Annotated in this window: 22 protein-coding genes; 5 read left to right on the top strand and 17 right to left on the bottom strand. The window is 65.6% G+C overall.

The features are described 5' to 3' along the window. Positions 1-70 precede the first annotated feature (70 nt). Entirely contained in the window at positions 71-1462 is a 1392-nt protein-coding gene (locus tag CZ674_RS10925) for a threonine/serine exporter family protein (protein WP_234988560.1), read from the top strand. Positions 1463-1526: 64 nt separating this feature from the next. On the opposite strand, the gene CZ674_RS14420 is transcribed toward CZ674_RS10925, so the two are convergent. Together CZ674_RS14420 and CZ674_RS10920 are read right to left on the bottom strand one after the other, a co-directional pair. Beyond that, entirely contained in the window at positions 1527-1658 is a 132-nt protein-coding gene (locus CZ674_RS14420) for a putative transporter small subunit (protein ID WP_234988559.1), read from the bottom strand. A gap of 3 nt (positions 1659-1661) precedes the next feature. After that, positions 1662-3359 (bottom strand): sodium:solute symporter family protein, encoded by a 1698-nt coding sequence (locus CZ674_RS10920; protein WP_086992559.1) that lies wholly within the window; start codon positions 3357-3359, stop codon positions 1662-1664. A gap of 332 nt (positions 3360-3691) precedes the next feature. On the opposite strand from CZ674_RS10920, the gene CZ674_RS10915 reads away from it, so the two are divergent. Together CZ674_RS10915 and CZ674_RS10910 are read left to right on the top strand one after the other, a co-directional pair. Beyond that, positions 3692-4366: a DsbA family oxidoreductase gene (locus CZ674_RS10915; RefSeq protein WP_086992558.1), complete on the top strand. Its 675-nt coding sequence runs from the start codon at positions 3692-3694 to the stop codon at positions 4364-4366. Further along, positions 4367-4588 (top strand): hypothetical protein, encoded by a 222-nt coding sequence (locus CZ674_RS10910; RefSeq protein WP_086992557.1) that lies wholly within the window; start codon positions 4367-4369, stop codon positions 4586-4588. 6 nt (positions 4589-4594) lie between these two features. Here the strand turns inward: CZ674_RS10910 and CZ674_RS10905 are convergent, their stop codons facing one another. Further along, the gene (locus CZ674_RS10905) at positions 4595-5650 is read right to left on the bottom strand and encodes an isocitrate/isopropylmalate dehydrogenase family protein (RefSeq protein WP_086992556.1); all 1056 of its coding nucleotides are present in this window, start codon (positions 5648-5650) and stop codon (positions 4595-4597) included. Positions 5651-5840: 190 nt separating this feature from the next. On the opposite strand from CZ674_RS10905, the gene CZ674_RS10900 reads away from it, so the two are divergent. Further along, positions 5841-7724, top strand: coding sequence for an FAD-binding monooxygenase (locus CZ674_RS10900; protein WP_086992555.1), 1884 nt, complete (start codon positions 5841-5843; stop codon positions 7722-7724). A gap of 6 nt (positions 7725-7730) precedes the next feature. On the opposite strand, the gene CZ674_RS10895 is transcribed toward CZ674_RS10900, so the two are convergent. The 4 genes from CZ674_RS10895 to CZ674_RS10880 form a co-directional block, all read right to left on the bottom strand. Further along, the gene (locus tag CZ674_RS10895) at positions 7731-11090 is read right to left on the bottom strand and encodes a DNA polymerase III subunit alpha (RefSeq protein ID WP_086992554.1); all 3360 of its coding nucleotides are present in this window, start codon (positions 11088-11090) and stop codon (positions 7731-7733) included. After that, positions 11090-11416 carry a DUF6504 family protein gene (locus CZ674_RS10890; protein ID WP_086992553.1) on the bottom strand — a complete coding sequence of 109 codons (327 nt, stop codon included), beginning with the start codon at positions 11414-11416 and terminating at the stop codon, positions 11090-11092. The genes CZ674_RS10895 and CZ674_RS10890 overlap by 1 nt, the downstream gene beginning before the upstream one ends. 130 nt (positions 11417-11546) lie before the next feature. Further along, the gene (locus CZ674_RS10885) at positions 11547-12428 is read right to left on the bottom strand and encodes an alpha/beta fold hydrolase (RefSeq protein ID WP_086992552.1); all 882 of its coding nucleotides are present in this window, start codon (positions 12426-12428) and stop codon (positions 11547-11549) included. Further along, positions 12425-13171: an SOS response-associated peptidase gene (locus CZ674_RS10880; protein ID WP_143244724.1), complete on the bottom strand. Its 747-nt coding sequence runs from the start codon at positions 13169-13171 to the stop codon at positions 12425-12427. The genes CZ674_RS10885 and CZ674_RS10880 overlap by 4 nt, the downstream gene beginning before the upstream one ends. 19 nt (positions 13172-13190) lie before the next feature. On the opposite strand from CZ674_RS10880, the gene galU reads away from it, so the two are divergent. Beyond that, positions 13191-14075, top strand: coding sequence for a UTP--glucose-1-phosphate uridylyltransferase GalU (gene galU / locus CZ674_RS10875; RefSeq protein WP_086992550.1), 885 nt, complete (start codon positions 13191-13193; stop codon positions 14073-14075). A 3-nt stretch (positions 14076-14078) separates the two neighbouring features. Here galU and CZ674_RS10870 read toward each other — a convergent pair whose 3' ends face one another. The 10 genes from CZ674_RS10870 to hrpA all read right to left on the bottom strand — a co-directional run bounded on the left by CZ674_RS10870 (position 14079) and on the right by hrpA (position 25985). After that, a complete protein-coding gene (locus CZ674_RS10870) occupies positions 14079-15317 on the bottom strand; it encodes a hypothetical protein (RefSeq protein ID WP_086992549.1) in 1239 nt (412 codons plus the stop codon). Positions 15318-15390: 73 nt separating this feature from the next. Further along, complete coding sequence (locus CZ674_RS10865) at positions 15391-16008, bottom strand: hypothetical protein (RefSeq protein WP_086992548.1); 618 nt, start codon at positions 16006-16008, stop codon at positions 15391-15393. Positions 16009-16027: 19 nt separating this feature from the next. Continuing rightward, positions 16028-16669, bottom strand: a complete 642-nt coding sequence (locus CZ674_RS10860; protein WP_086992547.1) for an immunity protein Imm33 domain-containing protein — start codon at positions 16667-16669, stop codon at positions 16028-16030. 14 nt (positions 16670-16683) lie between these two features. After that, on the bottom strand, positions 16684-17340 hold the full coding sequence (locus CZ674_RS10855; RefSeq protein ID WP_086992546.1) for a hypothetical protein: 657 nt from the start codon (positions 17338-17340) through the stop codon (positions 16684-16686). Between the two features lie 4 nt (positions 17341-17344). Beyond that, positions 17345-18064 carry a WXG100-like domain-containing protein gene (locus CZ674_RS10850; RefSeq protein WP_086992545.1) on the bottom strand — a complete coding sequence of 240 codons (720 nt, stop codon included), beginning with the start codon at positions 18062-18064 and terminating at the stop codon, positions 17345-17347. A gap of 75 nt (positions 18065-18139) precedes the next feature. Then, entirely contained in the window at positions 18140-19072 is a 933-nt protein-coding gene (locus CZ674_RS10845) for a TetR/AcrR family transcriptional regulator (RefSeq protein ID WP_143244723.1), read from the bottom strand. Between the two features lie 2 nt (positions 19073-19074). Then, positions 19075-20277, bottom strand: a complete 1203-nt coding sequence (locus CZ674_RS10840) for an MFS transporter (protein ID WP_086992543.1) — start codon at positions 20275-20277, stop codon at positions 19075-19077. Positions 20278-20302: 25 nt separating this feature from the next. Further along, on the bottom strand, positions 20303-21040 hold the full coding sequence (locus tag CZ674_RS10835) for an SDR family NAD(P)-dependent oxidoreductase (protein WP_086992542.1): 738 nt from the start codon (positions 21038-21040) through the stop codon (positions 20303-20305). A gap of 2 nt (positions 21041-21042) precedes the next feature. Beyond that, positions 21043-22209 (bottom strand): thiolase family protein, encoded by a 1167-nt coding sequence (locus CZ674_RS10830; RefSeq protein WP_086992605.1) that lies wholly within the window; start codon positions 22207-22209, stop codon positions 21043-21045. A gap of 14 nt (positions 22210-22223) precedes the next feature. After that, positions 22224-25985 carry an ATP-dependent RNA helicase HrpA gene (hrpA, locus tag CZ674_RS10825; RefSeq protein WP_086992541.1) on the bottom strand — a complete coding sequence of 1254 codons (3762 nt, stop codon included), beginning with the start codon at positions 25983-25985 and terminating at the stop codon, positions 22224-22226. Between the last annotated feature and the right edge of the window lie 60 nt (positions 25986-26045).

The following is a 26045-nucleotide window of genomic DNA, read 5'->3' as shown; positions in this document are numbered from 1 at the left end:
AGTTTTTCGGAACCGGGTGTGGTCTGAAACTGTCATCCGCACCGCCTCGGAGCATGTCAAAATGGTGCCGATGACTTCACCCAGAGACTGGCGTTCGCGCCTCGCGAGTGCGATTCGCACCGACCCTGCTTCGCGTCCCATGACCGAGGCAATGCTGACGATCGACGAGATCTACGCACGCAAGGTCATCGATCTGTCGATGCGCATCGGTGAGGCGCTCATCGCTGTCGGCGCATCCGCCAACGAAGTCGCCCTTTCGACCATGCGTGTCGCCGGAGCTCTCGGAGTGCGTCCGGTGCACGTCGACATCACGTACAACTCGATCGGCGTCTCGTACCACCGTGATGACACCGAGCTGCCGTTCACACTGCTGCGCGTCGTGCGCGCGCCGGTGCCCGACCACTCGAAGCTGCAGCAGCTGCAGGCGCTCGTGGCAGACATCCAGGCGGGCCTCGACCTCGACGAGGCACGCACCCGCTTCCACGTCATCCGGCGCATGCCGTTCCGATACCGGCCTGCGATCATCGTCATGGCGCAGGGGCTGCTCGTCGTCGGCGTGTGCCTGCTCTTCGGCGCTTCGTGGGTGGTGACGCTCGTGGCATTCCTGGCGGCGACCAGTGCTGCGATGGCGCAGCGCGGCATGTCGCGTCTGCACATGCCGTTCTTCTTCTCGCAGGCGGTCGGCGCGCTGGTGGTGACCGCGTTCGCCGCCGTCACGACATGGCTCGGCAATCTCGGGGTCATGTTCTTCGTGGATGCGAGGCCGGCGATCATCGTCGCGGCAGGCATCGTGCTGATGCTGGCCGGCATGTCGGTCGTGGCTGCCGCACAGGATGCCATCGACGGCTTCGCCCTCACCGCCGGTGGCCGCATTCTCGACCTCGCGCTGCTGACCCTCGGCGTCGTGATCGGCATCATCGGGGGTGTGGAGCTGGCGCGTGCACTGGGGTTCGGCTTCGCCCTCACTAATGACCCTCCCGGCTTCGGCCCCCTGCCCATGCAGGCGATCGGCGTCGTGGTCATCGCCGTCGCTGTCGCGGTGTGGAACGGAGCTCGGACCCGCACGATCCTGGTCTCGGTCGTGATCGCCAGCATCGCGTGGTTCGGATACAGCCTGGCCGTCGCCGCGGGGGCTGGCATTCCGCTGGCAAGCGGCGTCGGCGCCCTCGTGGCCAGCTTCGTCGGCACCCTGATCGCGCATCGACTGCATGTTCCGTCGATCGCTGTCACGACCGCAGCGATCGTGCCGATGGTGCCCGGCTCGGCGGTGTTCCGCGGCCTCCTGGGCGTCATGGAGGCGCAGGGTGACCCGCAGCTGCTCATGGTCGGCGTCGCAGAGCTCATCGTCGCGGGCGCCATCGGCATCGCGCTGGCGTCCGGCGCGTCACTCGGGCTCTTCCTCGGTGCACCGCTGCGCGACACCCTCGAGAGCGTCGTGCGTCGCCGGGGGCGCATCCGCTGATCCGCACAACGCACAACGCAGAAAGGGCGCCCATCTGGACGCCCATTCTGCTTGCTGCACTGCTCTAGATGATCGACTCGCCGTTCTTGCGAGCCTCACGCCAGTCCTTGAAGAACCCGCGAGCGATCACGAACAGCGTGGCACCGACCAAGACGGGCCACATCAGGAAATAGACGGTGAGTCCAATGACACCCATGTGTTACTCCTTGTCTTTCTGGTTGACAGCGGTGGTGGCGCCGGCGGCAGCCGAGCTGGTGGCGGCGCGGTTGTCGAAGGTTCCGGTCACGGACTTGATGATGTTGAAGTCGAAGTTCTGCTTCGACTTGAACGACATGAAGTAGCAGACCAGGAACGACACCGAGTAGGCCACGAGCGACGCCGACAGCACCGTGTAGTCGCGCAGGTAGTCGAGCGCGAACGGCGACACCCCGACCGTTGTGACGATGCCGACGACCACGGCGGTCTTCAGCCCGAAGAAGCCGAAGGCCATGATTCCGAGCACGACTCCGACACCGACGATGGCAAGCACCTCGATGGCCCAGGCGATGGCGCCCTCCATGGGAATCAGCTCGAAGCGCACGGGGAGGAACACCACAAGCGCTGCGATGACCGACACCGTGAAGGCCATGTTGGTGACCTTCTTCCAGTAGAACGAGGCGATGACGGGGAACACGAGGCAGCCCCACAGAGCACCGACGAACACCAGCAGATCGAGGATGTTGAATTGACTCGTCGCGAAGAAGAGCCCCGCGGCCGTGGCCACGATCATCGTGATGCGGCCGATCAGCAGCATCGTCTTCGGGTTCGCGCGCTTGCGGCCCTTGCCCTGGCCGTAGATGTCGCTCATGACGATCGACGACAGTGCCGAGAGGTCGCTGTCGGCCGTTGACGAGAGCGAGCCGATGATCATCAGGAACGCCAGCCCGAGCAGCACCGGGCCGAGGAAGGTTCCGGCCATCTGGGGGATCAGGTTGTTGACGTCGCCGTCGAGCGGCGAGATTCCGAGGTAGAGCGCCATGACACCGACCATGCCGATGCCGATCACGGTGGCGCCGTAGCCGACCGTGGCCGTGACGAAGGTGGGCTTGATGAGGTTTTCGCGCACTGCGAAGAGGCGCTGGGCGATCGTCTGGTTGCCGATCGCGTAGGCGAGCACTGCAGCGATGTAGGGCGCGCCCTGGTTCATGAAGGCTTCAGACGAGAAGAAGTTGCCCTGGGCCGGCGTCAGGTTCGATGCTCCGTCGACGAACATGCTGGGGCCTCCTGCGGTGAAGAAGATCACCGGAATGATGATCGCCGCTGCGCCGAGCATCGCCATGACCTGCGCGAAGTCGGTGAGCACGGACGCCCGGAAGCCTGACCAGAGGGTGTAGAGCAGTACGCCGCCGGCGATGATGAGGATGCCGGTGCCGAAGTTGAGTGGCGAGAGCATTGCGATGAGCGCGCCGCCGGCGATGAAGTTCGATGTGAGCGAGATGACAGAGCCCACGACGTTGGAGCCAGCGAGCATCAGCTGTGACGAGCGGCCGTGTCGTGCGTACATGACCTCGGCGAGGGTGTGCGCCTTCGGAGCGACCTTGCGGATGCGGCGGCCGAAGGGGTAGATGAAGAGGATCATCAGGGCCCCCCAGAGGCCGTAGTGGATGGGACCGGAGATGCCGTACGTGTAGCCGGCTGTCGCCGATGCGTACATAGAAGACGCCCAGATCCACGTTGCCGTCATGGAAGCGGCAGAGACGCCGAAGCCGATCTTGCCGCCGGCCGTCATGTAGTTGTCAGCGTTCTCCTTGCGCTTGCTGATCGCGACTGACATCCACATGGTGCCGCCATAGAAGACGAGCAGCAGGACGATGACAGTGACGGTGCCCAGCTGCAGAATCTCGTTTGCGGGTGGCACAGTGCTCCTTTCACTTCGTTCGAGACGAGCGAGTGACCAAGGATCGTGCGCTGAGCTGCGTTGAGTTGTTGATGCTGCTGGATAGCTGTGGTGCTGTGGCGTAGTTCACTGTGGTTTCGACTCGTCATCCTGCGATGCGACGTGCAGACACGCGTCTGCACGAACTTCTGAGTGCTCAAGAAGTCGTCGATGCGAGACACACGCCAGCCCGCAGACACGCAGGAGGGGACTAGGCAATGCTACACAAATTGCCCGACAGAGGTTTCCTCGGCATAAAACCGGCTCGGGATTTGTCACACTATGGAGTAGACCTGCATTCGAGAGGACGTTCCATGACCGACGCTGCCGAGAAGATCAAGATCGACATCTGGTCGGATGTCGTGTGTCCGTGGTGCTACGTGGGCGAGGGCAGGCTCGGCGAGGCGATCAGGGCCGAACGGCTCGAGGACCGCATCGAGATCGAGACCCATTCGTTTGAGCTGGATCCGAATGCGAAGGACGGCACGGGGGAAGACAACATTCAGCACCTCCAGTCGAAGCTCGGGCAGGACCCCGAGCAGATTCGCGGGATGGAGCAGAGGATCAGCGGCCTGGCGGCCGAGATCGGGCGTGACTACGCGGTCGAGCGGCCGATGGGCAACACGCGGAGCATCCACCGAGTGCTGCAGGCGCTGCGTGAACGGGGCACCGGCAACGACTTCTTCTTGGACCTGCAGCGTGCGTACTTCACCGGAGCCGCGAATCCGTTCGACGACGAAGCCGTCGTCGCTGCTGCCGAGCGTGCAGGCATGCCCGCTGATGAGGCACGGGCGATTCTCGCAGACGCAGACAGCTACGACCACGAGGTGGAGACCGAAGTCATGCGTGCACGCGCGATGGGCGCACAGGGGGTGCCGTTCATGGTCTTCGACGGCAAGTACGCGGCCCCGGGCGCAATGCCGGTCGAGGCCTATCGACAGGCTCTGCGACAGCTGGTCACGGAGCACGACGAGGCAGGAGGCGTCTAGGTGTTCGAGCGTCAGCGCAACATCGAAGACGGCAAGAGCGAACCGGAGTGGATGCGCAGAGCGGCCGAGCAGCTCGGCGATCAGGAGACGGTCGCAGACGACGATGTCGTTGAGTCGATCGGCCACAGCGTGTCAGGACTCGAGACGTTCAGCACGCTGCTGGGGACCACTGTTGAGGCCGACTCCTGCACGATCGACGGCGACTGCGCGCCCGGCGACTGACCCGCGCTACTGGCTGAGCACTGCCAGCAGCGCCTCCTCGGCGCCCTTCGTGTCGAGGGAGCCGCCGAGATCCTGCGTCACCTGTCCGGATCGCAGCATCGAGTCGACGGCGTCGTTGAGGCGCTTCGCCGCGCTCTGCTCGCCGAGGTGATCGAGCATCATTGCGGCCGAGCTGACCTGCGCGAGCGGGTTCGCGATGCCCTGACCCGCGATGTCGGGAGCCGAGCCATGCACCGATTCGAACATCGACGGAGCAGTGCGCTCTGGGTTGATGTTGCCGGATGCGGCGAGTCCGAGAGAGCCAATCGTCGCTGAAGCGAGATCGGAGAGGATGTCGCCGAACAGATTCGAGCAGACGATCACGTCGTGGCTCTGTGGCTTCAGCACGAGTTCGGCCGACATTGCGTCGACGAGCACCGAACGCCACGTGAGGTCGTCGTGCTCGGCCGCGATCTCATTGACGACTTCGTCCCAGAACGTCATCGAGTGGATGATGCCGTTCGATTTGGTCACGCTGGTGATGCGTCCGCTGCGCTTGCGAGCGAGATGGGCGGCGTAGGTGGTGATGCGCTCGATTCCGTGGCGTGAAAACACCGCATCCTGGCTTGCAAACTCCTGGGGTGTTCCACGCCCGAAGCGACCGCCGAGCTCGGAGTACTCGCCTTCTGAGTTCTCGCGCACGATGATGAGGTCGATGCCGTCGGGGTTCTTGAGCGGGCCCGCGAGACCGTCGACGTGCTTCGCCGGTCGGAGGTTGACGTACTGGCCGAATTCGCGGCGGATGGGGATCAACAACCCCCAGAGGGTCACGGCGTCAGAGATGTCAGGGGCACCGACTGCCCCGAAGAAGATCGCATCCGTCTCTGCAAGTTCATCAAGGCCCGACTCGGGCATCATGCGTCCGTACCTGCGGTAGAACTCGGAACCCCAGTCGAAGTCGATCCAGTCGATGCCGAATCCTTCCTGCTGTGCGAGCAGGTCGACGGCAGAGCGTGCGACGTCGACGACCTCGGGGCCGATGCCGTCGCCGGGAATGGAAGCGATTCTGTGTGTGCGAGTCATGGACGGGCTCCTTTGCCTTGCGTGCTCTTTGCGACACCAGAATTCTAGTCAAGGCTCGGGGGAGGTCTTCTGGAGAGGTTCTCATTGCGCACTCGTTCGACCGAGAGTAGTATCGTATACGATGTGAACACGTGATGCTCTTGCTGAGCGCCAGCAGCACACGACGCTGAAGTCGAAGGGTCAGGCAACAATGCAGTTCCACCACGAAGGATACGTCTCGGGCGAACCCCGCGTTCTCGAGGCAGCCGGATACGGCATCGATCGAGCAGCGGAGCTTCCTGAAGAGATGGACGTGCTGATCGTGGGTTCGGGCCCCGCGGGCATGATCGCCGCGGCGCAGCTGTCGAAGTTTCCGAGCTTGAACGTACGCATGATCGAGCGCCGTGGTGGTCGTCTCGAACTGGGTCAGGCAGACGGCGTGCAGGCGCGATCGGTCGAGTCGTTCAACGCCTTCGGCTTCGCTGAGCGCATCATCGCCGAGGCCTATCGCATCACCGAGATGGCGATCTGGAACCCGAACCCTGACAACCGCGACGAGATCATCCGCACGGGCCGCACCCTCGACGACGAGGGCGGCACGATCAGCGAGTTTCCGCACCTCATCGTGAACCAGGCGCGCGTGCTCGACTACTTCGCCGAAGTTGCCCTGCGTAGCCCCGGACGCATCAAGCCCGACTACGGCTGGGAGTTTCAGACACTCACAGTGCACGAGGAGGGCGACTATCCCGTCGAGGTGAAGCTGATCGGATCGGCAGGCGAGCAGGCCGGCGTCGAACGCACGGTGCGTGCGAAGTACGTCGTCGGATGCGATGGTGCATCGAGCCGTGTGCGCAAGGCAATGGGGCGCAAACTCGAGGGCGACGCCGCTAATCACGCGTGGGGTGTCATGGACGTCATCGCGAAGACCGACTTCCCTGACTGGCGCCTGAAGGCCACGATCCACTCGAAGAACGGGTCTATTCTGCATATCCCCCGCGAGGGCGGACACCTGGCGCGCATCTACGTCGACCTCGGCGAAGTGCCGCTCGATGACAACCACGCTGTGCGTTCGACGCCGATCGAAGAGGTCATCCGCCGCGCGAACGAGATCCTCAGCCCGTACACGCTCGATGTGCACCACGTCGCATGGAGCAGTGTCTACGAGGTCGGCCACCGCGTCACCGACAAGTTCGACGACGTTGACGACGAGTCGCGCACCCCTCGCGTCTTCATCACCGGCGACGCGTGCCACACGCACTCAGCGAAGGCCGGCCAGGGTATGAACGTCTCGATGCAGGACGGATGGAATATCGCCTGGAAGCTCGGTTTCGTGCTCGAGGGCCGTAGCCCGGCGTCGCTGCTGCACACGTACTCGGGAGAGCGTCACGAGATCGCACAGAACCTGATCGACTTCGACAAGCAGTGGTCGTCGATGATGGCCAAGAAGCCCGAGGAGTTTGAGAGCCCTGATGCGCTCGAGCGATTCTACGAAGACACGTTTGAGTTTCCTGCTGGCTTCATGACGCAGTACAAGCCCTCGGTGCTGACTGCTGGCGATGAGCATCAGGAGCTCGCGACCGGATTTCCGATCGGCAAGCGCTTCAAATCGGCGAAGACGATCAAGCGTGGCGACAACAACCCCGTGCACCTCGGGCACCTGCACGAGGCAGACGGCCGCTGGCGGATCTACGTTTTCGCAGACCCGGCGGCACCGGGAGCCGACTCACCCGCGCAGCGCTTCGGCGACTGGCTGGGGGAGAATCCCGCGTCACCGGTCGTGAAGTACACGCCTGCGGGCGGCGACGACGACGCGTGGTTCGACTCGAAGGTGATCTACCAGACCGACTACACGCAGGTCGAGTTCGGCGACGTGCCGAAGGTCTTCTGGCCCGAGGTTGGCCCCTGGAAGGTCAACTGCTGGGAGAAGGTCTTCGCAAACGGGCTCGGCAACGACATCTTCGACACTCGCGGCATCTTGCGTGACGGTGCTGTCGTCGTCGTTCGGCCCGACCAGTACGTCGCTGCTGTCATGCCGTTGGATGCGACCGACGAGTTCGCTGCGTTCTTCGACGGAGTCTTCACGCTGCAGGGCTGAACACGATCAGGCCGCTCGCGACTCGCGCCACTGCGCCCACAACTGCTTGAGGTCGAAGGCATTATCGGCCTGCACCGAGACTCCTCGTGCGCCGGTTCGGCGAGTGCGGCCGTGCACGACCATGAGCTTTGTGCCGAACAGCAGCGGACCGACTCGCTGCTGAGCGTCATCGAAGAAGGTGCAGTCGGCGACGCCGTGCCCGTCGTCGAATGAGATGAACACGACGCGCTTGCCGCTGCGCATCGGCGGCGTCTGGGTTGCGACCCTGATGCCAGCGACGATCACCTCGCTGCCGCCGCGCAGGTCGACCAGCTGATCGGCGGGCGTGACGCCGAGCTCGTCGAGCATCTCGCGGTAGGGGTCGAGCACATGCCCGTCGAGCTCGCTCGAGAGCACGTCGAGCTGTGCTGCGAGCTGCTCGTCGCGTGACGGAGCAGGTGTTCCGGTCGGCAGCTCGTCGAGACGTGCCAGCGGCAGCTGATTCTCGGAGTCGGACTTCGGCCGGTGCTTGGCCGTGAGCTGCCGCACGTAGGCGATCACGTCGCCGCGCCGGTCGCCGACCACCAGCGAGTCGAGCGCGCCCACGGCGGCAAGGCGCTGGATGAGCGGGCGGGATGGGCGAGCCCGGGTGTAGAAGTCGGCGATCGACTCGTAGGGCTCGTCGGTGCGCTCGGCGATGATGCGGCGGATCTCAGCCTGTGTGATGCCCTGGACGTCTCTGAAGGCGAGCCGGATGCCCCGTGTCGGTGCCTCTGCATCCGTGTCGGCATCCGCCCACTCGACGACGTAGGAGTCGGTCGAGACGTTGACGTCGAGCGGCAGCAGCGGCACGCCTATTCTTCGCGCCTCTGCCATGAGCAGCCTGCGCGGATACATGCCGGGGTCGTGCTCGAACAGTCCCGCCATGAACTCGGCCGGGTAGTGGGTCTTGAGCCACGCCGACTGGTAGGTCGGCAGGGCGAATGCGGCGCCGTGCGCCTTGCAGAAGCCGAAGGAGCCGAAGCCGCGCAGCGTCGTCCAGATGCGGTCGATCTCGCGGTCGGTGAAGAGGCGCCTGCCGCGCTCGTCGACACGCTGGGCGGTGCGGGTTCTGAAGGCGTCTTCGATCGAGTCGACATCGCGCTCCATGCGGCGGCGCAGCTCGTCGGCGTCGGCGAGGTCGATGCCCATGCAGTCGTGCAGGATGCGCAGCACGTGCTCGTGATAGATCACGACGCCGTAGCTGTCTTGCAGAAACCACTTGAACCGCGAATGCAGGTAGTCGGGCTCTTGGAACCCCAGCTTGGTGTCGACGTAGGGTGCGACCATGTTGCCCTTCATGGGCCCCGGCCGAAACAGCGAGATGTCGGCGATGAGGTCTTCGTAGCGGTCGGGCTGCATCTTGCCGATCAGCTCGCGCTGGCCGGGCGACTCGATCTGGAACATGCCGAGCGTGTGGGCTGAGCGGATCGCCTCGAAGGTCGGCTCGTCGTCGTGTGGCAGCGCATCGACGTCGATCACGCCCTCGGGCGAGATGTAGGGGGCGTCGACCGGAAGCTCGCCTGCGCGCGCAGTCGTGGACCCGTGCACGCGGGCGATCTCGCCGACAGCGTGGGCGATCGACGACTGCATGCGCGCGCCGAGCACGTCGAGCTTGATGAGCCCGATGTCGTCGACGTCGTCTTTGTCGAACTGGCTCATCGGCAGCCCTATGCCGGTCGGCTGCACAGGGGTGACGCTGAGCAGGCTGTTGTCGCTGAGGATCACGCCGCACGGATGCATCGAGATGTGCCGGGGGAGGCGGTCGAGCCGCTCGGTCAGGTCGACCATCAGATCGAGGCGCTTGTCGTGCCTGATGAGCTCGGCGATCTCGCGCAGCTCGGGCTTCTGGTCGAGGACCTCACGGAAGTCGCGGGCGTTGAACCGCCAGATGTTCTTTGCGATCTGCTCGATCTGCTCAGGCTCGATGCCGAGGGCGAGCCCGGCGTCGCGGGAGGCACCGCGGGCTCGGTAGCGGTTCTGCATCGACAGCAGCGTCACGCGAGTGTCGCCGTAGCGCTCGAAGATCGCACGGTAGATCTCGTGCCGACGAGCGGACTCGACGTCGACGTCGATGTCAGGAAGCGTCGATCGCGAGTGGCCGAGGAAGCGCTCGAACAGCAGATCGTGCTCGAGCGGGTCGACGCTCGAGACGCGCAGCAGGTAGTTGACGATCGAGCTGGCGCCCGAACCTCGCGCCTGGGCGCGGATGCCGCGCTCGCGGATGAGGCTGACGACGTCTGCGACGGTGAGGAAGTACGTCTCGAAGCCGAAGTGCTCGATGGTGCCGAGTTCGAGTCGCAAGCGGTCGCGGATGCGCGTGTGCAGCGTGTGCGATGCGTCGGGGTAGCGTTCGCCGATTGCGACCTCGCACTTCTGCCACAGTGCGAGCGTCGGGTCGCCGTCGATGCCGATCACGCTCGCCTCGGGCACCTTGGGCTTGCGCCAGCGCAGGTCGGCGTCGGGGTCGAGCCTGCAGGTGTCGGCAAGGCGCTCGGTGGTGCTCAGCAGGTCGGAGGCGGCCTGCTGGCCGAGCCCTGCCTGCTCGGCGATGCTCTTGGCGATCAGATGCATCTTCTTCGGCGGCTTGAGCCAGCCCTGTGCGTTGGGCTGCGGCTGAAAGGTGCCGAGTGCTGCGAGCTGGCCGGCTGCGTCGAGCACGTCACCCGTCACGGCGTCGTCGGGTGTGAGGTAGCGGACGCGGTTGGTGAGCACCGCAGGGGTGCCGGATGCGCGGGCCAGCGAGAGCATGTCGGCTGCGTGTCGCAGACTGCCCGCCTTGTCAGGGTGTGTGTGATGGCACACGACCTCGAGCATGACGCCGCCCGGCAGCAGCGCTCGCCAGCGGTCGAGCAGCTGGCGGGCCTCTGCGACGCGTCGGTGCTGCAGCGCGAAGCCGACGTCGCTGCCGGGCCCCAGCAGCACCGTCGTGTTCGGCGGCCCGTCGCCGTGCAGCACAGCGGAGACCCGGCTCGGAGTCAGGTGGGCGGAGCGGTGCGCTGCCCCGTTCTGCATCTTGGCGATGCCCCTCGAGGCGCCGTGGGAGGCGGAGACGACTCGAGACAGTGCCGCCCATCCGGCCCCTGCTGCTCTGCCGTGTGCGAGCACGACGATGTCGCGCATCTGGTCGCCCGAGGTGCGAAACTGCAGCTCGGCGCCGACGATCGGGTCGATGCCGGCTGCGATGCAGGCGCGAACGTGCCGGATGGCGCCGTAGAGCCCGTCTCGGTCGGTGATCGCGGCGGCGTCGGCGCCCTGCTCGGCGGCAGCGGCGACGAGGGTCTCTGGGGATGCAGTGCCGTAGCGAGCCGAGAACGCGCTCGCGACGTGCAGATGGGTGAACCGCATCAGGCATACACGCCCGTCACCTGCCAGGTGCGGTCTTCGCCTGCCTCGAGGTCGATCAGCATGATCTCGCCGTTGTCGATCGCTCGGATCTGCACCTGCCACATGCGCCGCTCGAGCGGCGGAAACGACCCGCGTGCGGCGCGCTGCTCGAGCATCCACCACTCGACGCGGTCGATCCAGGGGATGGGCTTGGCGTGCACGAGGAACCTGCGGCTGCGCCACACGAGACGCTCAGGAGCGCCGGATGCTGTGGCCCAGACGGTTGCGGGCTCGTTCAGGGGCGGTTCGCCCGCAGCCCCTGCTTCGATTGTGTATTCGACCGTCACTGTCATTCCTTTCGCCAGCACTAGAACACTCGTACTATTCAAGAGTGTAGGAACGACGTCTGACATCGCAAGATGACTCGGCGTGGCGCGGGCTCGGGATGCTCGGCTGAGCAGTGTCAGCTGAGCTGGGTCAGTTGCCCTGCACGAACTCGATCACGGTGCGGCCGACCTCTTCTGGCTGATCGCGCTGGATCCAGTGGCCGGCGTCGTCGATCAGCAGCAGCTGTGCGTCAGAGAGCCTCGCGGCAGCAGCGCGGGCCGAGCTGACGGGCACGGCAGAGTCGCGTCCGCCCTGCACGATGAGCACCGGCAGGTCGATCTCCGAGAGCCGGTCGAGGTGGTTCGTCGCCATGCGATTCCAGAGGATCTGATCGCGCTGCCACTGCGTGAAGGCAGTGAATGCGGTGCCCTTCTCTGCCTCCTGCATGACCTCGTCGACCAGCGCATCCGTGATCCGCTCTGGGTCTCGGATCGCACCGTGCAGGCTGCGCTCCATCCACGACCGCCGCTTTGCGTAGCCGCGCTGCACGGCATCGAGCAGGCCAGAGCGCACGGTGGCCCATGTCACTGTCTGCAGCGCAGACGAGATGGGGGAGTCGAACTGGTAGTCAGACAGGCCGTAGCTTGCGAACAGCATGAGCGCTCGCACCTGCTCGGGATGCTCGAGCGTGTGGCCGAGTGCCATGCCGCCGCCCATCGAGAGTCCGCCGAGCACGTACCGGTCGAGTTCAAGTGCCGCGACGAACTCGCCGACGAACTCGTCAAGGCGACGCTGCGTGACCGGCCAGGGGGCCGCATCCGACCCTCCGTACCCCGGCGCGTCAGGGGCGATGACGCGATACCCCTTGCGGGCCAGATCGCGTCCCAGCGGTGCCCACGAGAGGTGTGCGCTGTCGACGCCGCCGCCGTGCAGCAGCAGCACGTCCTGACCGCGCGGCGCGCTCAGCGGCTTCCATTCGAGGTACGAGACCTCGCCCCATTCGAGCGTGCAGGTCTTGCGGTCGGGCTTCATGCAGCTCCTTTCGGGGCAGGCTCGATCAGCTCTGGTGCGTTGACGTACTGGCCTTTGGCTGTCGACAGCCATGCGTCGCCCACCTCGCGGAACTCAAGGCCCGCGGCGACTTCGGCAGACGATTCGGCGACAGCTGCGAGCAGGCCCTCGTCGCCGGGCTCAGTCGGATCGAGCCACGCGTCGAGCATGGTGTCGTCGAGGTAGAGGGGCTCGCGGTCGTGCACTTCGGTCATCTGCCCCTGGGGCGGATGCGTCACAATCGTCGCCGAGAGCAGCCATGAGCTGTCTGCGGGGTCTCGCCACCATTCGTAGAGCCCTGCGAATGCCAGGACGGAGCCATCAGCCGGTGTGATGTAGAACGATTGCAGGTCGCTGAGCTTGCGGCGCTCGAAGAATCCCGAGGCGGGGATGATCGCCCTGCGCGAGCTGAATGCTCCTCGGTACATGCCGCTCGAGCCGAGTTTCTCGACACGCGCATTGAACGGAGTGGGGCCGTCTTTCAGAGATTTCTTAAAGGGCGGCACAAGCCCCCAGCGCGCGGATTCGAGCCTTCGTTGCTCGGTCTTCAGTGAGTCGAGAATGACCGGAATCGAGTGTGTCGGTGCGATGTTGTACGAAGGCTCAGGGAGATCGCTGCCTGAGCTGTCGATCTCGAACAGCGGCAGCAAGTCTGCATTCGCCCTGGCGACAACGAAACGACCGCACATACTCACCAGCGTAGTGAATGACGTTCGGGCAGACACGCTTGTTAGTCTTAGCTCTATGACTCAGGTGACAAAAGCGGTTATTCCCGTAGCAGGCCTCGGCACGCGCTTCCTTCCCGCAACGAAGGCACTGCCGAAAGAGATGCTGCCCGTTGTCGACAAGCCGGCGATCCAGTACGTCGTCGAAGAGGCGACGGCGGCTGGCCTGCACGACGTGCTCATGGTGACGGGACGCAACAAGAACGCGCTTGAGAACCACTTCGACCGTGCCACTGAGCTCGAGGCGACCCTCATGAACAAGGGCGACTCGAAGCGTCTCGCCGACGTCAAAGCGTCGACCGAACTGGGTGAGATCCATTACATGCGTCAGGGAGACCCCCGTGGTCTCGGCCACGCCGTGCACAAGGCGAAGCAGCACGTCGGCAACGAGCCCTTTGCGGTGCTGCTCGGCGATGATCTGATTCACTCCGACGAGACGCTGCTCAAAGACATGCTCGCTGCGACCGTCAGTACCGGCACCAGCGTCATCGCGCTGATGGAGGTCGACCCGTCGCAGACACACCTCTACGGCATCGCGACTGTCGAAGAGACCGGTCAAGACGGCCTCGTCAAGGTCAGTGGCCTGGTCGAGAAGCCCGCTGCCGAAGACGCGCCCTCGAACCTGGCGATCATCGGACGCTACGTGCTGCAGCCCGACGTGTTCGATGTGCTCGAGCACACCGAGCCCGGCCGCGGCGGCGAGATCCAGCTGACCGATGCCCTCGACGCCATGGCGCGCAACCCCGAGCAGGGTGTGCACGGCGTCGTGTTTCGCGGCCGCCGCTTCGACACGGGCGACAAGCTCAGCTACATCAAGGCGATCATCGAGCTCGCCCTCGAGCGCGACGACCTCGGCGACGATCTGCGCAGCTGGATGCGCGACCACTACGGCAGCGCGCAGTAGCGTTCACGCCAGCAGACGGCTCCGCAGCGAAAGCGCGGAGCCGTGTTCGCGCAGGTAGTCGAGTGTTCGCTCACCGGCCGACAACAGCGTCTGCCTGTCGATGCAACGGGGTGCGGCGAGAGTCGGCTGCCCTCGCAGCACGGACAGCGCTTCGGCGAGCATCGCGATGCGCAGCGACACGAGCTCTGGTGGCGAGTCCATGCGAGCGCCCTCTGCCAGTGACTCGATCGTGACGGTCACCCATGACGTGAGCGGAGTCTTGGATGCGCGTTCGGCGATGCAGACGACTCCGAAGGCGAGGCGTCCGGCGTCGTCGGCGTTGAGTCCGACTCCGCGGTAGTCGCTCGCGAGGTCGAAGAAGCCTGCGCTGTCGTCTGCGAGCAGCATCGAATCGAGGGTGAGGCCCGGCAGCGTGGGGGCCGGGCGCATGCGCCGCTGCATGTGTCGAAACCGCAGGCACTCGGCGCTCAGCCACTCCCGATCACGGGCGGGAAGCAGATCTTCGTCGAGCACGTCTTCGATGATGCGGAGCGAAGCGGATGCGCCAGGAGCTTCAGAGGCGCCTGCGGCGTCGTGCAGCACGGCGATGACCTCACCCATCCGTCGGGCCGTCTCAGTGGAGTCGTCGGATGCTCTGCCGGCTGCCGCGGCAGCAGCTGACGCCTCGAGCAGTTCGACAGCGCGTCGTTCGCCGGGCCACCGCTCGCGCACCAGCAGAAATTCGCTTACGCGATCTGCATTGCCGTCGTGCCACTCGGCTGACAGCTGGCTCAGCACCTGGGGCATCGCGACGGATCCGCTGCGGTAGAGGTCATCGCTGAGACGTGCCTCGACACTCGCGTCTCCGCGCAGCACGCGCCGGAAGGCGGTCTGCCAATCCGTTCCGTCTTCTTCTGTGCGCAAGCGCGCGCCGCCGGTTCCGCGCAGGCACGCTGTGTGCACGTGGCCGGTCGCGGCGTCGAGCAGCTCCTGCTGGGTAGCGGCGTGCTCGAGTCCGTCGATGAGCCATACGCCGTTTACGAATGCGATCGACGCCGGATGCTGCTCGTGGCTGAGCGCGATGGGGATGATGAAGGCGTATGCGCCGCTGCGAGCGAACAGGATGCGCGCGTCAGCACGGGGCAGGCGGATCTCGTCGGTGAAGACGACAGGGTCATCGGCCTCGCGCGGGAACCATGCCTGGGTGCGGGCCCAGAACGCGACATACGCGAGAGCGTCACTGCCCAGCTGCGCTTCTGCCATGGCAGCATGGTTGCACTCGAAACCCCCGTCAGGGCCGCTATTCGGCAGAGATCAGGGAGTGTTCACCGGTTTTTCATACGGCGTCCAAGCGCAGGCCACGTTCGGGCGTGCCGTCGCGGACTTCGAGGATCTCATTCTCGTCGACGACTGCTGTCGTGCCTTCGGGAAGCCAGAGGCAGTAAGCGAGGGGGAGAGCGATACGCAGCAACTCCCACGACGGAAGCGGGCTCCACAGGGTCTCGTCGGCTGTTGCTTCGTCAGTGACCTCGCTCGCAGCGATCAGCCAGCGGCCGCGGTGGCGGCGCATGTGAATCTGTGCTCCTGTGCGCCATCCTTCTGCGATCTGGACGTCGTCGAGGTACGACAGCTCTTCGAGCTCGAGACCGGTCTTCTCGGCGAGCAGCCATTGCTGCGCACGGATCCAGAGCACCGTCGAGAGGTCGGCGGTGACGTCGGTCCTGGGATTCGTGACGACATTGGGAACCTGGGCCACGAGCACGTCGTCAAAGGGCGTCAGACGGATGGGCGACCAGCCGTAGTCGATCACGGAGTCGTCATGAACCATTTCGGGGTTCTTCTCGAGGTAGGTCAGCAGCTCTTCGGCCAGAAACGCGACAGCGGGGATCGTGTCGATCTCGATGTCGGCACCGCCTGCGCGTCGGCCCGTGGTGGTGAAGTCGCCGGCGTCCATGGTCAGGCTTCCGTTCGGCTCAGGCTTCGTCTGTGTTCTCGTACAGCAGCTCGTTGTCGTCTTCGCCGTCGAGCTTGATGACGCGATAGATCTCGCGGTCGAGGAGGATCGTGAGGGTGTCGGCCGGCAGTGCGAGCACCTGGGAGAGCTCAGGACGGTGCTGCACGACCTCCCATGCCTCGACCTTCTCGATCTCGTCGTGGGGGTAGGGCTCGCCACGGTCTGTGGTGTCGCAGATGAACCAGCCGGAGAAGATCTCGTGCTTCGAGATTCTGCGCGAGGCTTCGAAGTCGGTCCGCTCGCGCCACCCGCGCTGAATGAGGATCTCCTGGTCGAACCGCAGCCCCATCGGCCTGACATTTGCGGCCCTCGGCAGCCACATCTGGCTGACCTGGATCGCGATGGCGCCGGAGAGGTCTTCTGTGCGATCGTTTGCGGCGTCTCTCGAGTAGTCGGGAGTCCGGAGCCGAAGCGCGTCGTCCTCTGCCTCGAGGAAGATCGGTCCCCAGCCGAACTGCAACACGTAGCCGTCGCGCAGGTTCGCCTGTTGCCCTTCGAGGACGTCGAGGATGTCTTCGACCATCTGTGAGAACTGGGCGGCTGCTGTTGCGCGAAGCGTGTGTTCGCCGGCCTGTCGGGTGATCGTCGTCGTTTCGTTCACAGAGTCCTGCCTCCTCAGCCGTTCTGTTCGAGCAGTCTCAGTATATGAAGCTTGACCGCGAGCTCGCCGAGCCAGTGGTTCGTCTCGAGGCGCGCACGGCCCTCGGGGCTCAGCGGGCCGTACTTGCTGTGGCCCGGCCAGTCGGGACCCTTGTTGCCCATCGACGAGTTGACGCCGCCGTCGATGCCGACGAAGTTGTGCAGTGTGTTTGCGACTTCGACCTTCTGAGCCTCGGGCAGGTCGCGGAATCCGGGAAGATCCCACATGTTGTCGTAGGCGAACGCGTGGTCGGCGTGCATCTTGTCGCCATAGCCGGGAGTGTTCTGAACGTCGGGGTTGTCGGGGTAGTAGTCGTCGGTGTTGCCTTCTTTTTCTGTGTGCTTCTTCGCGTCGCTGTTGGGCGACTTGTCGCGAACCCGCTTCTTCTCTGCCTTCTCGGCATCGGTGGGCTTGTAGTTCGAGTCAGCTTCGACCTTCTTGCGGTCGGCCCCGTCGATCTTCTTCTTCGGAGCCTTGAAGCGGTCGTCGACCTTCACGGTGCCGTCTTTGATCTCGCGGAACAGCGCGGAGTTCTTGTTGATGTTGCTCGGCACCGAAACGCCGATGTCATCGGATGCGCGCTTGAGGTGGTCGAGAATGTCGCGTGCGGTCTGGCTGAGTTTGGATGCCATGGTGCTATCCCGTCACAATCTGCAGTGAAGTCATGCTGCTCACGTAGTCCTGCGTGATCCGCTCCTGGTCGGTGGCGTTCGAGTCGAGGTCGCTCGCCGCGGTCTCGAGTGCCGCAAGGTCTGCGCGGTACTCGCGCGGGTCGCCGATCATGCCCTGCGTCAGCGGTGCGTCCATCACGCGATTCGCGAGGTTCACGAGTGCGCCCGAGAGCGGCTCGATGACCATGTCGAGGATCTGGCCGACCAGCTGGTCGATGATGACGTTCGTCACGAAGTCGAGCGCCTTCTTGCGGGCGAACATGATCGCGGCGTTCGCAGCGGCGCTCGCACCGGCTGTGACGAACGCTGTCGCAGCGGTGACCGCGAGCTGGGCGGCTGTGATCACGAGTTCGGCGATGACTTTGATCTTCAGCGCTTCGACAGCTGCGGCGAAGAGGTCCATGGCAGTCGCGGCCGGATCGAGCAGCTCGTACATCTTGGTGATGTTGCTCGACTTGTTCTCATCCCAGGCATTCATGAGCGACTTCGCGGCGCCCGTCTGGATGATGGTGCCGAAGTCGTCGTTGATGGTGGAGTCGGCCTTCTGAAGGGCACCCTCGAGATCGGTCTCGAAGTCACGGGTGAATCCAGCACCACGACGGACTTCGTCCTCGTCGATCTCAGGCCAGTCATAGCCGAGCATGTTGAGCACCCATGCGAGTTCACCGGGCAGATTGATGGACACGTGGTCTCCCTTCCGCATAAGAATCTATGCGGCGCTCCGCGACGGCACAACGAGGAGAAGTCCCCGTTCAGGGTCTCAGCCCTTCTGGCGCTTCTTCTCTTCCTTCGCTGCGATCTTCTCAGCGGCCTTGCGCTCGCGGTCTGCGACTTTGGCGATCGCTTGGCTCGCCTTCGCCTGTGCGGCTCGGAGGCGCTCTTCAGCCTCTCGCACAGCCTTCTGCGCAGCGCGCACTCCGCCGTCGCGCACGATCGCCGCCGGGAGGTCGGGAGCTGGATCGTCGACGTGTCCTTCAGCGTGCATCCATGCTTCGATGCCGTCGAGAAAGCGCTGGAAGCCGAAGTAGAACGTGCTGTCGCTGTCGATGATCGGCTCGTCGAAGACGCCGTCGGCGACCAGCGGTGCGAGTTCGGGATAGGACTCGACGTCGATCAGCATGCGCAGTGCGCTGCGCACCGCGGGGTCGACGCTGTCTCGGCTTGCGGTCTGGTACATCGCGACGTAGCCGAGCAGCAGCAGCGTCACCGAGAGCTTGATGGGGCCGGGTGCGTGCAGCGAGCGCATCGCGTGGAGTCCGGCTTCGACAATCGCGATGCGGTTCGGCGTGGTGGGCGTCGCTGACGGGGGAATGGCGGCGAGCCACGGATGCGCGCGATAGCCGGCGCGCACGACGGCTGCCCAGTGGGTCAGCTGTTCGCGCCATGTGCCCTCGGTCGACGCGAGCGGCACGTCGGAGGCCGCGTCGAACATCAGCTGCAGCAGGTCGTCCTTGCCGGTCACGTAGCGGTACAGCGACATCGGAGTGTAGCCGAGGGCTGTCGCGACCTTGCTCATCGACACCGACTCGAGGCCCTCGTCGTCGGCGATGGCAATTGCGGCTTCTGTGATGCGCTCGAGCGACAGCTCGCGCTTGGGGCCACGCTGCCCTTCGGCGGCGATGCCCCATGACGCTGCGATGCCGTGCGGCATGCCCTCCAGAGCGCCCTCGACGGGCTCCTGTCGTCGTGTCACCGCTACCTCGGGATCTCGACGGGCGCTGTGGGCGGCGGTTCGTGGATGCCGTCGGAGAGGTCTGGCTGATGTTTGCGGAAGATCGCGGCGATCGCGACTCCGGCGATCGCGAACGCGAGCGCGACGAGCAGACCGCCGAGGGGGCCGTTCGAGTCGATCAGCACGCCGGCGAGTGCAGAGGCGAGGGCTGTTCCGATCAGCTGGCCCGAGTTGACCCAGCCGTAAGCCTCGGGGGTGTCAGCGAACTTCACCGACCCTGCGACGATTGCACTGACTGCTGCCAGGGCGGGTGCGCATCCGATTCCGGCGATGAACATGCCGATCGACAGGCCCCAGATGTTGATGACGAACGGGGCCAGCAGGAATCCGAAGACCATGATGCCGCCGCGGATTGCGAGCGACCACTTCGTGATGCGGCGGTGGCCGAACGTGAAGCCGCCGATGAGCGAGCCGAGTGCAGAGACGGCGAGCACGACGCCGGCCTGCGGGCCGTCGTGGCCGAAGACCGAGACGACACCGGCCTCAGCTGCTGCGAACGAGCCGATCATCAGGAACCCGACGACCGTCACGAGCAGCACGGGGCGCTTCTTCAGCACGCCGCCCATCCGCTTGTTCGTCGGCGGGATGCGCAGGTTGCCGATCTCGCGCAGCAGCACGAACCACAGGCCGCCGACCAGCTGCACGGAGGCTCCGACGACGAGTGCCGCAGTGGGATTGAATGTGGTGGCCAGGAACGTGACGGCGACGGGGCCGAGCACCCAGATGAGCTCCTGCAGCGTCGCGTCGAGCGAGTAGAGCGGTGCCAGCTGCCGCTGCGGCACGAGGCGGGGATAGAGCGTGCGCACGGCGGGTGCGATGGGCGGCATCGTCACGCCGGCGACGGCGCCGAATACCACGTCGACCCAGAGCGGCACCTGCAGCACGGCGAGGGCGAAGACGGCTGCGGCGCTGACGACCACGGTGAACAGCAGCAGCCACCGGGTGCCGAACTTCGACATGAGTCTCGTGGTGACGGGTGTTGCGATCGCCTGGCCGGCAGAGATGGCGGCGAGCACGAGGCCGGCGGCGGCGTAGGAGCCGTGCACGAGCTCCATGTGTAGCAGCACGCCGAGGGCGTACATGCCCACGGGAAACCGGGAGACCAGCTGCGCTGTGATGGTCCGTGCGACCCCGGGGGTCTTCAGAACATCGGTGTATGTGCTCACGTCATAACACTACATTTGAGCGGGTCTATTTCGGCGTCATCCTGATGGCGCCGTCGAGGCGGATGACCTCGCCGTTCAGCATCGGGTTCTCGACGATGCTCTGCACCAGCTGCGCGTACTCAGCGGGGTGGCCGAGACGGCTCGGGTGGGGCGCCTGGGGGCCGAGGGAGTCCTGGGCCTCCTGTGACAGCGAGGCCATCATGTCGGTTGCGAAGATGCCCGGAGCGATGGTCATCACGCGAATGCGATTGCGTGCGAACTCGCGGGCCAGCGGCAGTGTCATCGAGGCGACGGCGCCCTTCGATGCGGCGTAGGCGGGCTGGCCGATCTGGCCGTCGAATGCCGCTACCGATGCGGTGTTGACGATGACGCCGCGCTCTTCGCCTACGTCGTCGTTGGTCTGCATCTGCTCGGCTGCGATCCGGATCACGTTGAACGTGCCCGTCAGATTGATGCGGATGACGCGCTCGAAGTGCTCGAGCGGCTGAGCGCCCTCGCGTCCGACTGCGCGCTCGGCGCCGATGATGCCGGCGCAGTTCACGACGATGCGCAGGGGAGCGACAGCGGATGCGGTGGCCACCGCCTCGCGCACATCCGTCTCGTTCGTCACGTCGGTGCGCAGATAGGTGACTCCTGGCTCGCTGCCCTCCTTGAGGTCAGCCACGACGACCGTTGCACCGGCGGCTGCGAGTGCCTTCGCCGTCGCTGCGCCGAGACCGCCGGCGCCGCCGGTGACGAGAGCTGAGCATCCTGCGATCTGCATGTCTAGATCCTTTCGATGAGCGTCGCGTTGGCCATGCCGCCGCCTTCGCACATGGTCTGCAGGCCGTACCGGCCCTCGGTGTGCTCGAGTGCGTGCACGAGTGTGCCGGCGAGCTTCGCGCCGGTTGCGCCGAGCGGATGGCCGAGCGCGATTGCGCCGCCTGCGATGTTGAGGCGGTCGGGGTCTGCTCCGACAGCGTCGAGCCAGGCGAGCGGAACGGGTGCGAACGCCTCGTTCACCTCGTAGGCGTCGATCTGGTCGAGGGTCATGCCCGTGCGGGCGAGCAGCTTCTCGGTTGCCGGGATCACGCCGGTGAGCATCTCGATGGGGTCGCTGCCCACGGCGACTGACGAGACGACGCGCGCTCGCGGCTCGAGGTCGAACTCGGCGGCGAAGCGCTCGCTCGTCACCAGCAGCGCCGATGCGCCGTCGGTGAGGGGAGAGGAGTTGCCTGCTGTGATCTGCCATGAGATCTCAGGGAACCGCTGCTGCACGGCGTTATCGACGAATACGGGAGAGAGGCCTGCGAGCTTCTCGACGATGGTGGATGCTCGCACGGTCTCGTCGCGGTCGTGCAGGCCGGTGGGCGTCGAGACGGCGAGGATGTCGTCGTTGTGGAACTTCGCGTACTCGTGGGCGAGCCGGTGCGAGCGGGCGGCGAATTCGTCGGAGTGCTCGCGCGAGATGCCGTAGCGTGCGGCGATCAGCTCGGCGCCGATGCCCTGGTGCACGAGTCCGCCGAAGCGCTCGTGCACAGACTGCGCGATCGGGTCGCGGTCGCCTGCTGCTGCGCCGATCGGGTGGGTAGACATCATCTCGACGCCGCAGACGATGATCGCGTCGGCGTGGCCGGCGGCGATGGCTGCGTGTGCGAACTGCAGCGCCTGCTGGCTCGAGCCGCACTGGCGGTCGATCGTGGTGCCGGGAACAGACACGGGGAGGCCGGCGGCGAGCGCTGCCGTTCGGGCGATGTTCTGCGTCTGCATGCCGAACTGGCTGACGCAGCCGGCGTAGACGTCGTCTATTCGGTCGGGGTCGACTCCGGTGATCTCGACGAGTGCGGCGATGACGTCGCCGAGGAGGGCAGCCGGATGCAGGTGGCTGAGAGAGCCGCCGGGCTTGCCCTTTCCGGAGCCGGTGCGGACGGTGTCGACGATGACGGTGTTCACGCGCTCCACACTACCTACGATTTCGACTCCAATGCCCGACGGATGCGCTGCACACTGACAGGGCCGCGAGCGCCCAGCTGCTGTGCGAAGAGGCTGAGCCGCAGCTCCTCGAGCATCCAGCGAGCGGTCACGAGGTGCTCGGGGGCGTCCATCGGCAGCGGCACCTTGCCGCCGGCCTTGGTGAACGCCTCCGTCGCTTCGAGTGCCTCGCCCATCCACACGCGGTCGCGGTTTGCAGTCTCTGGCAGACGCTTGACGCGGTGTGCGATGCCGACGAGGTAGACCGGCAGGCGCTCGAGCTGTGCGGCACCGGTGCGGCGGATGAAGCCGTCGTAGATGAGCCCGTCGAGCTGGCTGCGGGCGTCGGCCAGCTGTGCCATGAACGAGATCGAGGCTCCGTCGCGCAGCTCGCGGTCTGCGTCGCGGGCTGCGGTGAGCGACTTGGCGGCGAGGGCTGCGACGTCGAACATGCGCTCGACGACGCCCGAAGAGATTCGGATGCGCAGCGCCTCGAACTGCTCGGGGGTCGTGACGGGTGCGGCTGCCTCAGCGGCGGCCAGCTCGGTGTCGACGATGTGGCCGAGCACGTCGTCCATGAGGGCGTTCGTCGAGCGATACGGCGATGAGCCGAGTGCCAGCCGCTCGGTCTGCGTGAGGTTTGCGGTGACGTAGCTGGCGGGAGTCGCGATCGACGCCTCAAGCATGCTGGTGACCGCCTCGAGACGTGCCGCTTCGCGCTCGCGCTCTGTTGCGTGCATCCGCACTGCGTGCCCGCCCTTGACCTTCGTGTAGCCGGGGTATGCGCGCACGACGTTGCCGCCCTGCCGCACGTCGATGAAATCTGGCAGCTCGGCGTCGAGCGCTGCCACATCGTCGCGTTCGATCTCGTGCTCGACCTTCACCGCGACCTGGGCGACGCGCTTGGTGGCCTGGCCTCCGAAGCGCTGCTGCAGCTCGGTCAGCGACTTGGCGTCGCCCATCGGCTTGCCGCGCTCGTTCTCGATCAGGAAGGTCGGCTGCAGATGGCCGGGCACGCGATCCCACTCGACATCCGAGGCGTCTGCGGGGATGTGCGCCTTGCGCTGGATGCGGTCGGCAAGCACTGCGGCGAGCGGCAGGTCAGTCGGTGTCTCAGGCAGCTCTGCGAGCATGCTCCTCGCCCAGTCGCCAGCCGGCACGATGTGGCGGCGGATCTGCTTAGGGAGCGCCTTGATCATGGCGGTGAGCAGCTCCTCGCGCATGCCGGGCACAAGCCAGTCGAAGCCAGCAGGACTCAGCCTCGGCAGCACCGCCAGCGGCACGTGCACCGTGAGCCCGTCGCGCTCGTCACCGGGCGAGAACCGGTACGAGACGCGCAGCCGCTGCTCGCCTTGCTGCCACTTGGTCGGAAACTCCTCTTGCGAGACCTGCTCGTCGCCCTCGGTCAGTGCTTCTCGAGTGAGCGTCAGCAGGTTCGGCCGCGTCGACTTCTCCTTGCGCCACCAGCCCTCGAAGGTGCGCTGCGAGACGACATCTGCGGGAATGCGCGCATCGAAGAAGTCATAGATCGTGTCTTCGTCGACCAGCAGGTCACGGCGGCGCTGGCGCTCTTCAAGGCGTTCGATCTCACGAATCAGCTGGCGGTTCTGACGCTCGAACTTCTCAGGGCTCTCCCAGTCGCCTTCGACAAGCGCGTGCCTGATGAACAGCTCGCGAGCGTGCTCGGCGTCGAATCGGGCGAACTGCACGCGTCGCCTTTCGACGATCGGCACGCCGAACAGCGTCACTCGCTCATAGGCGACGACGGCGCCCTGCTTCTTCTCCCAGTGCGGCTCGCCGATGGTCGACTTCGCAAGATCTCCTGCGAGCTCCTCTGCCCACTCGGGCTGCACTTCGGCGACCTGTCGCGCGAACAACTGCGAGGTCTCGACGAGCTCAGCGGCCATGACAGCCTCGGGTGCCTTCTTCGCAAGGCCGGAGGAGGGATGGATGCGGAAGCGCGATCCGCGAGCGCCTCGGTATTCGCGGGTCTGGGGTCGCTGGCCCTTCTTCTGCGGCTTCTGAGTCTTCTGTGTCGCGTCGACGATGCCGAGATGACCGAGAAGACCTGCGAGCAGTGCCTTGTGAATGGCGTCGGCATCGGTCGACATGCTGGCCGGGTCGCTGCCGAGTGCGCTGTCGCGGCCCACGCCGACTGCGCGCGAGAGCTGCCTGACGACGTCGTGCCACTCGCGGATGCGCAGGAAGTTCAGAAACTCAGACTTCACTTCGCGTCGGAAGGCGCTGTTCGAGAGCTCCTTCTGGCGACGGCCGAGGTGTCGCCAGAGATTCAGCAGCGAGATGAAGTCGCTCGTGGGGTCGGCGAAGCGGGCATGCAGCTCGTCTGCCCGCTGGCGCTTCTCGAGCGGCCGCTCTCGCACATCCTGGATGCTGAGTGCTGCGACGATCGCGATGGTCTCGTGTGCGACGCCGCGCTCGCGGCCGGCGAGCACCATGCGGGCGAAGCGCGGGTCGACGGGCAGCCGCGAGAGTTCGCGACCCGACTTCGTGACCTTGCCGGCCGGTGTGATCGCAGAGAGCTCGCGCAGCAGGTCGCGGCCGTCTTTGAGGCCGCGTGAGTCTGGCGGAGTGAGAAACGGAAAGCGCTCAAGCTCGCCGATGCCGAGGGTCGCAGCCTGCAGGATGACGCTTGCGAGGTTCGTGCGCAGGATCTCGGGGTCGGTGTACTCGGGGCGGCGCTCGTAGTCCTCCTCTGAATAGAGGCGAATGGCGATGCCCTCGGCGACGCGGCCTGCGCGTCCGGAGCGCTGGTTGGCGCTGGCCTGGCTGATCGCCTCGATCGGCAGCCGCTGCACCTTCGAGCGCACCGAGTAGCGCGAGATGCGGGCGGTGCCGGTGTCGATGACGTGACGGATGCCCGGCACAGTCAGCGACGTCTCTGCGACGTTGGTCGCCAGCACGATGCGACGTCTGAGGCCTGCCATCTTCGACGGCTCGAACACGCGGTGCTGATCGGCTGCCGAGAGGCGACCGTAGAGCGGCAGGATCTCGACGCCTTGCCCCAGCTTGCCGCGCAGCGCATCCTGTGTGTCTCTGATGTCTGCCTCGCCCGAGAAGAACACGAGGATGTCGCCGCCGCTCTCGGCGCTGATCTCGCGAATCGCGCGCTGGATGCCGCCGACCTGGTCTCCGTCGTCGTCAGATTCGTCGTCTTCGTCGATCAGCGGCCGGTAGCGCACGTCGACGTCGTAGGCGCGGCCCGAGACCTCGATGATCGGTGCGTCGTCGAAGTGCTTCGAGAACGACTCGGGGTCGATCGTGGCAGAGGTGATGACGACCGTGAGGTCGGGGCGGCGGGGGAGCAACCGTTTGAGGTAGCCGATCAGGAAGTCGATTGTGAGGCTGCGCTCGTGTGCCTCGTCGATCACGATCGCGTCGTACTGCTTCAGGTCGCGGTCGCGGTGGATCTCGGCCAGCAGTACGCCGTCGGTCATGACCTTGAGCTTGGTCTCCTTCGAGACCTGGTCGGTGAAGCGCACCTTGTAGCCGACGGTGCCGCCGACCTCTTCGCCCAGCTCGTCGGCGATGCGCTCGGCGATCGTGCGCGCTGCGATGCGGCGGGGCTGGGTGTGCCCGATGCTCGTCTTGCCCATCTCGAGCAGCATCTTCGGCAGCTGTGTGGTCTTGCCCGATCCGGTTTCGCCCGCGACGATGACGACCTGGTGTGAGGCCAGTGCGGCGAGGATGTCGTCGCGGCGGCCGGCAACCGGAAGCTCGGGCGGGTAGTGGATGTGCATCGCCTATACAATCTACTGGTGGACTGCAGATGCAGTCGCGGACGAGGGAGCTGTACCCGC

Origin of the sequence: Agrococcus casei LMG 22410 (assembly GCF_900163565.1) — a bacterium.
Classification (GTDB): domain Bacteria; phylum Actinomycetota; class Actinomycetes; order Actinomycetales; family Microbacteriaceae; genus Agrococcus; species Agrococcus casei.
This window is presented reverse-complemented; position numbering and strand designations above follow the sequence as displayed.

Bases quoted from the DNA above. Each gene is read 5' to 3' on its own strand.
- CZ674_RS10855 (WP_086992546.1), bottom strand. From the start codon at position 17,340: ATGGCATCCAAACTCAGCCAGACCGCACGCGACATTCTCGACCACCTC.
- CZ674_RS10885 (WP_086992552.1), bottom strand. From the start codon at position 12,428: ATGAAGCCCGACCGCAAGACCTGCACGCTCGAATGGGGCGAGGTCTCG.
- hrpA (WP_086992541.1), bottom strand. From the start codon at position 25,985: ATGCACATCCACTACCCGCCCGAGCTTCCGGTTGCCGGCCGCCGCGAC.
- CZ674_RS10900 (WP_086992555.1), top strand. From the start codon at position 5,841: ATGCAGTTCCACCACGAAGGATACGTCTCGGGCGAACCCCGCGTTCTC.
- CZ674_RS10895 (WP_086992554.1), bottom strand. From the start codon at position 11,090: ATGCGGTTCACCCATCTGCACGTCGCGAGCGCGTTCTCGGCTCGCTAC.
- CZ674_RS10870 (WP_086992549.1), bottom strand. From the start codon at position 15,317: ATGGCAGAAGCGCAGCTGGGCAGTGACGCTCTCGCGTATGTCGCGTTC.
- CZ674_RS10905 (WP_086992556.1), bottom strand. From the start codon at position 5,650: ATGACTCGCACACACAGAATCGCTTCCATTCCCGGCGACGGCATCGGC.
- CZ674_RS10835 (WP_086992542.1), bottom strand. From the start codon at position 21,040: ATGCAGATCGCAGGATGCTCAGCTCTCGTCACCGGCGGCGCCGGCGGT.
- CZ674_RS10865 (WP_086992548.1), bottom strand. From the start codon at position 16,008: ATGGACGCCGGCGACTTCACCACCACGGGCCGACGCGCAGGCGGTGCC.
- CZ674_RS10915 (WP_086992558.1), top strand. From the start codon at position 3,692: ATGACCGACGCTGCCGAGAAGATCAAGATCGACATCTGGTCGGATGTC.
- galU (WP_086992550.1), top strand. From the start codon at position 13,191: ATGACTCAGGTGACAAAAGCGGTTATTCCCGTAGCAGGCCTCGGCACG.
- CZ674_RS14420 (WP_234988559.1), bottom strand. From the start codon at position 1,658: ATGGGTGTCATTGGACTCACCGTCTATTTCCTGATGTGGCCCGTCTTG.
- CZ674_RS10925 (WP_234988560.1), top strand. From the start codon at position 71: ATGACTTCACCCAGAGACTGGCGTTCGCGCCTCGCGAGTGCGATTCGC.